Source organism: Oscillospiraceae bacterium (assembly GCA_009780275.1).
Taxonomy (GTDB): domain Bacteria; phylum Bacillota; class Clostridia; order Oscillospirales; family UBA929; genus WRAI01.
In genome coordinates, this window is sequence record WRAI01000013.1 from 47,835 (window position 1) to 56,786 (window position 8,952).

1 protein-coding gene is annotated in these 8,952 nt (G+C 53.2%); it reads left to right on the top strand.

Annotated features, from left to right (window positions below):
• Positions 1–289: 289 nt before the first annotated feature.
• A partial coding sequence (locus tag FWE06_05385) for a hypothetical protein (GenBank protein MCL2546613.1) occupies positions 290–8,952 on the top strand: 8,663 nt, incomplete at its 3' end.

The window sequence follows — 8,952 nt, forward strand, 5'->3', positions numbered from 1 at the left end:
TTTTATAGCATGTAAATAGTAAAGTTTTTTAGGATGACATGATTGTGGATGTGCAGCATAAGCTTACTGTATGTTTTTTAAACTATATAAACCATACTTGACATATGTCCTATACTAACTTTATGAACATTTTGTTAATTCTTTGGAAAATATATTGACAATTGGTAAAGTATTATGGTAAAGTCGAAAACAGTGTATTTATTACTGTATATTGTGCTGTTGTTGAAAAATAACAACAAAATAGAGGTAAATGTTGACAAGCGTTAGCATACTGCTCAGGGAGGGTAATATGAAATCTACTTATCTGCGTGACAATCAATCGAACAGAACGATTTCGGTTCTGCTGATTTTGCTGAGCGCGTTGGCCGTCTTTGCGGCTGTCGCGTTTATTGGCACGACCTACGGCGACAACGAGCCCGGCGATGCCACCGGCTATTATGGGACCGAATATCCTGAGGGCATCCACGTTGAAATGGACGCCGACGGCAATATTGTTGTGACGCCGTCCGACGTGACCTATGACGTGGAAGAGGAAGACGACGTTATTCGCATCATTTTGCCGGCGCAAGCTGACGAAAATGATGTTTTTGTCAACCTTTTGGACGGTTGGACGTATGAGATTGAAGCTTTCGACGGCGAGGCGACCGTTGATACAGATACAGGCGTTGAGACAAACGATTCGTTAGATGGTGATGCATTGGATACCGAATTGCCGGAACTGACAAGCGACGAGTCGGAGTCGGACGATGAGGACGGCGAAGCCGGTGAAAACGGATACATAATTATTACCATCACGCCCCCTGTGGACGGCGAAGATGGCTACGAAGCAAGTGGCCAAGAAGAGAACCAAAACACACAAGAAGCAAATAACAACGCTGAAGAAGTTGCGGCAAATGGAAACGGCTATGTCGGCATCACGCCATTCAATCTTACACCACCTGAGGTGAATTTACCGTCAGGCATCGCAATTCATAATGTTACGCACGGCGGCACCACTGCCGGCGGTTTGCGTTGGGCTATGTCTCAGTCCTCGCCCAGAGCTATACGCCTGATGAATAATATTACTATCGACGGAACAGCTATAGCTGCTGCCGGGACGACACACATTTTTAGTGATACAGACGATATAGAAGAAGCGTTTAGCATTACTCGTAACGGCGGCACGGCACGGCACTTTACCTTAACCGGCACAATGCACATATGGAATGCTACGGTGAGGTCGGATCTGCCTGCCGGTACCGGTGCTCGTGGTGGTATTGCAATTACAGCAGCGGCAGGACGTCTTCATTTAGAAATCGGCAGCACCATAAGCCATAACCGGGCATCCAGAGGGGGCGGCGTGCTGGTAACAACCGGCCAACTAACCATGCGTGCCGGTGCTACAATTAGCCACAACATCTCTACAATCACAGGCACAGGCGCCGGCGGCGGCGGCGGTGTGCATATTTCTCGCTCCTCCGGCGCCGATAACAGTATTATGCACATGCATGGCGGGACTATATCTCACAACACTGCAGCCCACGGCGGTGCCGGCATTCAGCTTGCCGCATCCGGCGAGAGCGGCCATGCGACATTGCATATGCACGGCGGTACCATAGAATACAATACCGCAGGAAACACAGGCGGCGGCCTTCACGCAAACTCGGACACTACAGTTACCATGCAAGGCGAAATAATCATTCATGGTAATGAGGCAGCCACATCCGGCGGCGGTATCAGAATTTTTAACACCGATGGCATGACAATAAACCTCTCGGCGGGCAGCCGGATTACCGATAACACCGCAGGTACTTTTGGCGGCGGAATATCTTTGCTGTCTTCAAACCATGGTATTCATGCAAATGGTGTTACATTTGACGGAAATACAGCCGGCGGGAACGGCGGCGCAATTCATGTAGAAGCGATATTAAGTAATGCTAACTCTGGCAACCCTGCCACTCGCAGAGCGGTTGTTGTTCATAACAGCACCTTTACAAATAACAGAGCAACTAATGGTGGTGCGATTTATATGGCGGTAGGAAATCTGCCGGCAGGCGCAGCGTCAACAACACTGGTCCTTGGTCAGAATGTTACCTTTAATAATAACTCAGCTTCGCATGGTATGCGTGTTGATGATAACTTGGAATGGCGCAATAGGAGCGTGGTGCATCCCGGCGTTGCCGCCGGCTCAGGCGCTCTCCAAAGTGCAAGCTTAGAGTGGATTGGTGTAAACCCGGGTGTTGCCAATCCCCCTGCCGGTCAATCTCCTGTAGTCGCAATGCGCAGGCATGTATTTAACAACTACGACATAAATGCAAGAGACTGGAATTATCTTCGTGAAGTAACGTATGAAGTAATCGGTACGGCGGCATCCGACTGCAATATGACAGCAACGCTTACTCAATTAACTCGTCCTCGCAGCATTAGCGGTACCGGTGCGTTTACCGGCGCTGCAATACCTGCCAATCTTCAGGCAATAGAAAGCGGAACGCTGGTAGTTGTCGGCTTTACAGGAACTGCCTCTCAAACTCAAGTGAGCTATGATGTAACACGCCCCACTGATTCCATTGTCGTAAACTGGTATATAAATGCTCCGGCTACATTGAGCACGATACCATTAAGCCCAGTCAGAAGAGACGACTTTCACCCGGCGCGCGTAATCGCAAACCCTGCTGCGCCTATTGCGGCCAACGGCTATGTCCCTATTCCCGACATAGTACAAGTCAGAATTGATGATGCCACCGACTGGATGCGGCTGAATCATGCCATTAACACCTTGGATCCGCAAACCATTGTCATCCATCCGAGTTTTGCCATTTCCGGTCAGACTGAGGGTATGGTAGGTTCGACCTTCAACTTAGTAATCACCGACCCGGGTGATGGGTACACGATTACCACTGTGCCGATTGGTGCAACCCTTCCGGCGCCGGCAAACAGCGCCCACGCGATTAGCGTGACCCGTTTAGTCAACGTACAAGCGGCGGCAGGAGCTGATATCGTATTGCGTATGCCTTATCCCGGTATGCTTACTCAACCGGGAGGAACGGTGATGGGCGCGCCGTGGGTGACTACGGTTAACAATCTAAGCCGACACTTCCATGTGGAAGGCAGCGGTGATTTTACCATAGGTGCACTTGCGGGCGGTACACTTACGATTGACGGCAACGCGGATGCGTTTGCGGGAAACCGTGGTGGTATCCGAGTAAGTGGCGCGACAGCCGAGCTTGCCATGACCGGCGGTAGTGTAGTATACAATAACCGTGCAGTCATCGGCGGCGGGCTTTTCGTGCAAAACGCTACTGTAACCATGAGCGGCAACGCCAGCATTGAGAGCAATCATGCCACGACTACGGTATCCGACACTGATATTAATCATCCGAGCACCGGTCGTCTTGACGCTCACGGTGGCGGCGTGTTTTTGCAGAACGCCAATCTCACTATGAATGACACTGCACGGATTATTAACAATGAAGTTAGAATTCGGTTTATAAACGAGACGCGTTTATCGACACCGACGCCGACCATTCCGATACCTGCTGCCAACGTCAACGCCAACGGCAACTTGCAGGGTGCGATGCCTTTCGGTATGCCACACATTGCCTTTGGCATTGAGCGCAGCGGCAACGGCGGCGGCGTACATATGCAGGGCAATAGTAGTGTTCTGACAATGAACAACAACTCACGGATTGATGGCAACGGTGCCATTGCGCAGTACACAAACAGAGTGCCTGGCAGCAGGCTAAACGGACATACCAGTGCATTGGGCGGCGGTGTGTTTGTGTCGTTCAGCAATGCTACTGGTGTGGGTACGGCAGGTGCCATCCACATGAACCAAAATGCCAGCATAAGCAACAACTTTACCAGTATTGTCAATGCTGAAGGGTCAGATCCGTTGACAAGTGATACGTATAATCCGACGAATCCGGTGCAAACGCCGCCTCTTCCGCCGGCACAACGTCCGTTCACGCCTGAGTATATAGCGCAAAACCGGCGTACAGTTACACATGAGAATGTGGGAAGCGGTGCGGGTGTTTATTTGGAAGACGGCGCGCAGTTGATGATGAATAACTCCAGCCGTATTGCGGGTAACCGCTCAACGGCGCGTACCAGCGTGACATCGGGCGGCGCGGGCATATATGTGCACGACGCGACGGTTGAAATGCGCAACAACGCGGTTGTTGGCGGCGACAGCTTTGCCGAACGCAATACATTCCACGAGGGCAGCTCTGCACACGGCGCCGGTATCTTGGTACGCGGAGCGGCAGCGCGTGTCAGAATGTTTAATGAATCGCGCGTGTCTTTCAACCATGTGGGCGCGAGCAATACGTCGGGTGGCGGCGGTATAGCAGTCACAGCAGGCAACACGCTCAATATCGTAGGCGACGCGGCTTTGGCCAACGCCAATTTATTGGTTACCGACGATGCGCGTATTCACAGCAATTCGGGCGGCGGCCAAGGCGGTGGCTTGAGTTTGGGCGGCGGCACGGTGGTCATACAAGGCAATGCCATTGTTGAAAGAAACATGGTAACACAATCGGGTGCCGGTGCAGGTATATCGGTAGGCGGCGGTGAGCTGCGTGTGCGCGGCAATGCCAGCGTGCGCAATCATAACGTAATGCGCGGCACCGGAGCCAGCAGCTATGATATGCCGCCGGCGGCGGGTGCGCGTAATGCCAACAACAACGGTTCGGGTATTTTGGTGTCACCTCCCAACCCGGGAGCAGGAAACCCGGGCGGAAATGCGGCTGTGGTTCATATGTACGGCAATGCCCAGCTTTACGGTAACCTTGCGCGCTGGAACGGCGGCGGTGTTCAAGTCAACGGTGTCAATGCCACATTTAATATGAGCGGCAATGCGCAAATCCGCAACAATGATGCGCAAGGCTTTGACGGTTTTGGCGGCGGCGGCGTTTGGCTGCAAAACGGTATATTTAACATGGACGGCGGCTTTATTCACAGCAACCGTGCCTTAGGTACGACCGGCCAATATGGCGGCGGCGGTGTTATGATTAACAGCGCGGGCTCTAATGCGCCTGCGTTCGCGCCTGCCAATCCGCGCTTTAATCTCAACAGCGGTGAAATCGGCGGCCATACGCCTCTAAATATTTTTGGTACACCAACCCCACGCGTTGCCAACCGTGCAGAGCGCGGCGGCGGTGTGCGGATCAATGCCGGTACATTTAATATGAATGGCGGTTTGATTACAAGCCATAGATATGGTGGTCCAACCGGCATGGGTGCTATCCAAGAGGGCGGCGGCGTGCACATGTCTGGCGAAGAGGCCAATTTCAACTTCCGCGGCGGTATGATTGGCGACCCCACCTATGTCTCTGCCAATCACGCTCACAGCGGCGGCGGTGTGTGGGTTGGCAACGGTGCGACGTTTGAGATGAATGCAGGCAGCACCGGCAGCGGTGTGATTGCAGGGAATTTCGGGTCCCTCAGTGGCGGCGGCGTGCATGTTGTTGATGCAGAATTTACCATGAACGCTGGCTGGATTTATAGAAACTCTGCGTTTCATGGCGGCGGCGTGTATGTGACCGGCGGAGATGCAGAATTTACCATGACCGGCGGAACAATTGGCGGTGACTTTGACCAGGGCGAAGGCAACGCTGCCACCTACGGCGGTGGCGTGTTTATTACACGTAGTGCCGAGTTTGAAATGATTGACGGCAAAATTAACGGCAATACAGGCAACGGCGGCAGCGGAGCCGGCGTACATGTACGCGGCGGGGCCGATTTTGTCATGCGCGATGGTGAAATTAATGAAAACTATGCTACCGATGCCGGCGGTGGCGGCGTAGCTGTTGGTCGCTATACAAATTTTCCCCAAGATGGGTTTGGACCTATTATCACCGGCATCAGCAGCTTTACTATGTACGATGGCGAAATTGTTGGCAACGCATCTATTGTCGGTGGTGGTGTGTTGGCGTATATGAATGGTATCTTTACCATGGAAGGCGGCCTTATAGAGCAAAATGAGATTACATTCAGTGCCTTCTTCCCCATGGCATTGGGCGGTGGCGGTGTGGCAATTTTTGCCGACAGCTTCTTTTACATGGAAGACGGCATAATCCGTGACCACGACATTTTGAACGAAGGCAGCGGCCTGTGGGTCGGCCATCTGCACGAAGGCAGTTACAGCATTGCTACGATGAACGGCGGTCGAATTTATGATAACAAAGGCAGTCGAGGCGGTGGTGTGTATGTACACGGCTTACGGCCAGTTGCCGCTGCTGCGGCATTGAGCGCAGCATTGGATGATGATGATTATGCGTGGATGGCTCTTGTGCTTGATAGTGCCGATGATTCAAGCAATGGCATAGTACCCCTGTCTATTTCCAGAAATACATTTGTCATGACGGGCGGGTACATTGAAGAAAACGAAGCCCGGTTAAGCGGCGGCGGTGTGTATGTTGAACAAGACGGCGATTTCTTGATGTCCGGCGGATATATCCGCGACAACCAGGCAACTGTCAACGGCGGCGGCGTTAATATTACCGACGAAGGCACAACTTTTGTCATGACAGGCGGCATGATTGGCCACGAAGACCCAAATTACGGCAACACAGCGGCCGGCGGTGGCGGTGTATGGGTCGGCAACGATGCAACATTTGAAATGCGTATTGCGGTGTCCGGCAGCGGACTGAGCCAAGCGATAAGCGGGTTTGCCAACGAGCTAAGCGGCATTATGCCGTTGAGTGGTGATGTAAGCGTTATCACAGGCAATACGGCTATTAACGGCGGCGGTGTGTTTGTGGATAACACAACATTTGATATGTACGCAGGCAGGATCTGCAACAACACGGCGACGGAAACCGGCGGCGGTGTGTTTGTCACCGGTGGAGACGGCGAGTTTACCATGGCCGGCGGTACGATTGGTCATACCACGAACGCGACGCTCGGCAATACAGCCGTCAGCGGCGGCGGTGTGACTGCGCGTGCGGGTGCAAGCTTTGTGATGGAACAGAGCGGTACTGCGCCGAATTTGAGCAGCGGCACGATTGTGAACAATGTGGCCAGCGGCACAAATTTCTCAGAAGGCGGCGGCGGTGTTTGGATAGGCGGCATTGATACTACATTTGACATGACCGGCGGTTTGATTGAAAGAAATACTGCTGTATCAGGCGGCGGCGTAGCTGTGGTCGGCGGCGCGTTGTTTGAGATGAACTTGGGTTCGGGCGACAGCTCCGGCACCATTCAGAACAACACAGCCACGGGTGCCGGAATTGTTTTGCCTGTACGCCCTTATGACGTAGGCGGCGGCGGCGTATACTTGGCCAGTGATGTAGCGGCCAACCCCAGTAGGTTTATATTAAACGCGGGCGTTATCGGCAGCGAAACTGTGGGCTATGGAAACTATACCCCTAGACATGGCGGTGGCATCTTCGTCCGTCGAAATGCGACTTTTGAAATGAATGGTGGTTATATCGTAGGAAATGAAGCTGGTCAATGCGGCGGCGGTGTAAACGTAGGCATGGATGACGGCAACTTTATGACCATGAACGATGGCATGATTGGCGGCGCTGAGCCGGGTTCCGGCAATGTGGCGGGCACAGCCGGCGGCGGCGTTCGCCTAGGCGCCAACACATCTTTCATGACAGGTGGTTATATCGTAGGTAATCTAGCACCCGAAGGCGGCGGCGTCCGCATAGATGGTGATACCGCAACGACCTTTATGATGACAGATGGTACAATAGAGCAAAACCGAGCCAACTTTGGCGGCGGTGTGTCGGTAACTCGTATTTTTGACATGATGGGCGGTGTGATTGAAAATAATCGCCGCAACCGATTGGATAATAATGCCGTTACAGCCGGCGGCGGCGTATGGGTAAACGGCGAGGGCGCATCATTTTCGATGACCGGCGGTGTGATTGGCGATGAAGATCGCGACTACGGCAACCGTGCTCTCAACGGCGGTGGTGTATGGGTTGGCGCCGGATCGAGCTTTGCAATGGGAAACGGTACAATTCTTGGCAACGAGGCCACTTCAGATGGCGGTGGTGTACATGTTACCGGCAGTGCGACGGTTTCGGGCAATGTTGTTCCGTCAAGCTTTAATATGACCGGCGGCACCATCGGCGGCGACCCCGAAGAAGACGAAGGTAACACAGCTCAAAACGGCGGCGGTGTATGGGTTGGCGACGGCGCGAGCTTTGATATGCGTCAGCCTATTATGATGATGTCTGACAACGAAGCCGGCAGTCTGCGAGATTTGCTGCGCGGCGCACGGTCAATGGCCGGCGGTACGATCGTGGGCAATGTGGCGACCAGCGCAGTGACCAACGCGGGCGGCGGCGGTGTGTTTGTAACGGGACGCGATTCTACATTTGATATGCTTGCCGGGTTTATTAGAGAAAATAATGCTCTCAACGGCGGCGGTGTGAATTTGACAAGTGGCGGCAGAATGGATCTGTTAAGCGGTCAAATCCATAGAAATGATGCGACTGTAAATGGCGGCGGTGTGTTTGTAAGTTCTCCTGTACCCGTAGTTTCCGGCGATCTTGCGAGGATACCTGCTACTCTCAATATGTCCGGAGGAACCATTGGCGGAGATAGCCCGGCCGAAAGAAACACAGCGAATCGCGGTGCCGGTGCGCTTGCCGGCAATGGCGGAAGAATTGAGATGACCGGCGGCACCATCAGTCATAATGCATCAAGGACGACCGGCGGCGGTATAGAGATAGCTGGCGGGGCAACGGGGACTGGTGGCCTCCCCGGGATTGACAGCACCTTTGTTATGAGAAGTGGCCTCATCGCTAATAATACAGCTGTTACAAATGGCGGCGGCGTACTTCAAAGCGGCATTTTCCATATGTACGGCGGTACGATCGGCGGCGTCGGCCAAGCTAACGAAGCTATACGCGGCGGTGGCGTACATGTAGTGATGGGAACGTTTGACATCCGCGGGAGTGACTCGAAGGAGATTTCAAACAACGAAGCGCATTACGGGGGCGGCGTGTATGTCGTGAC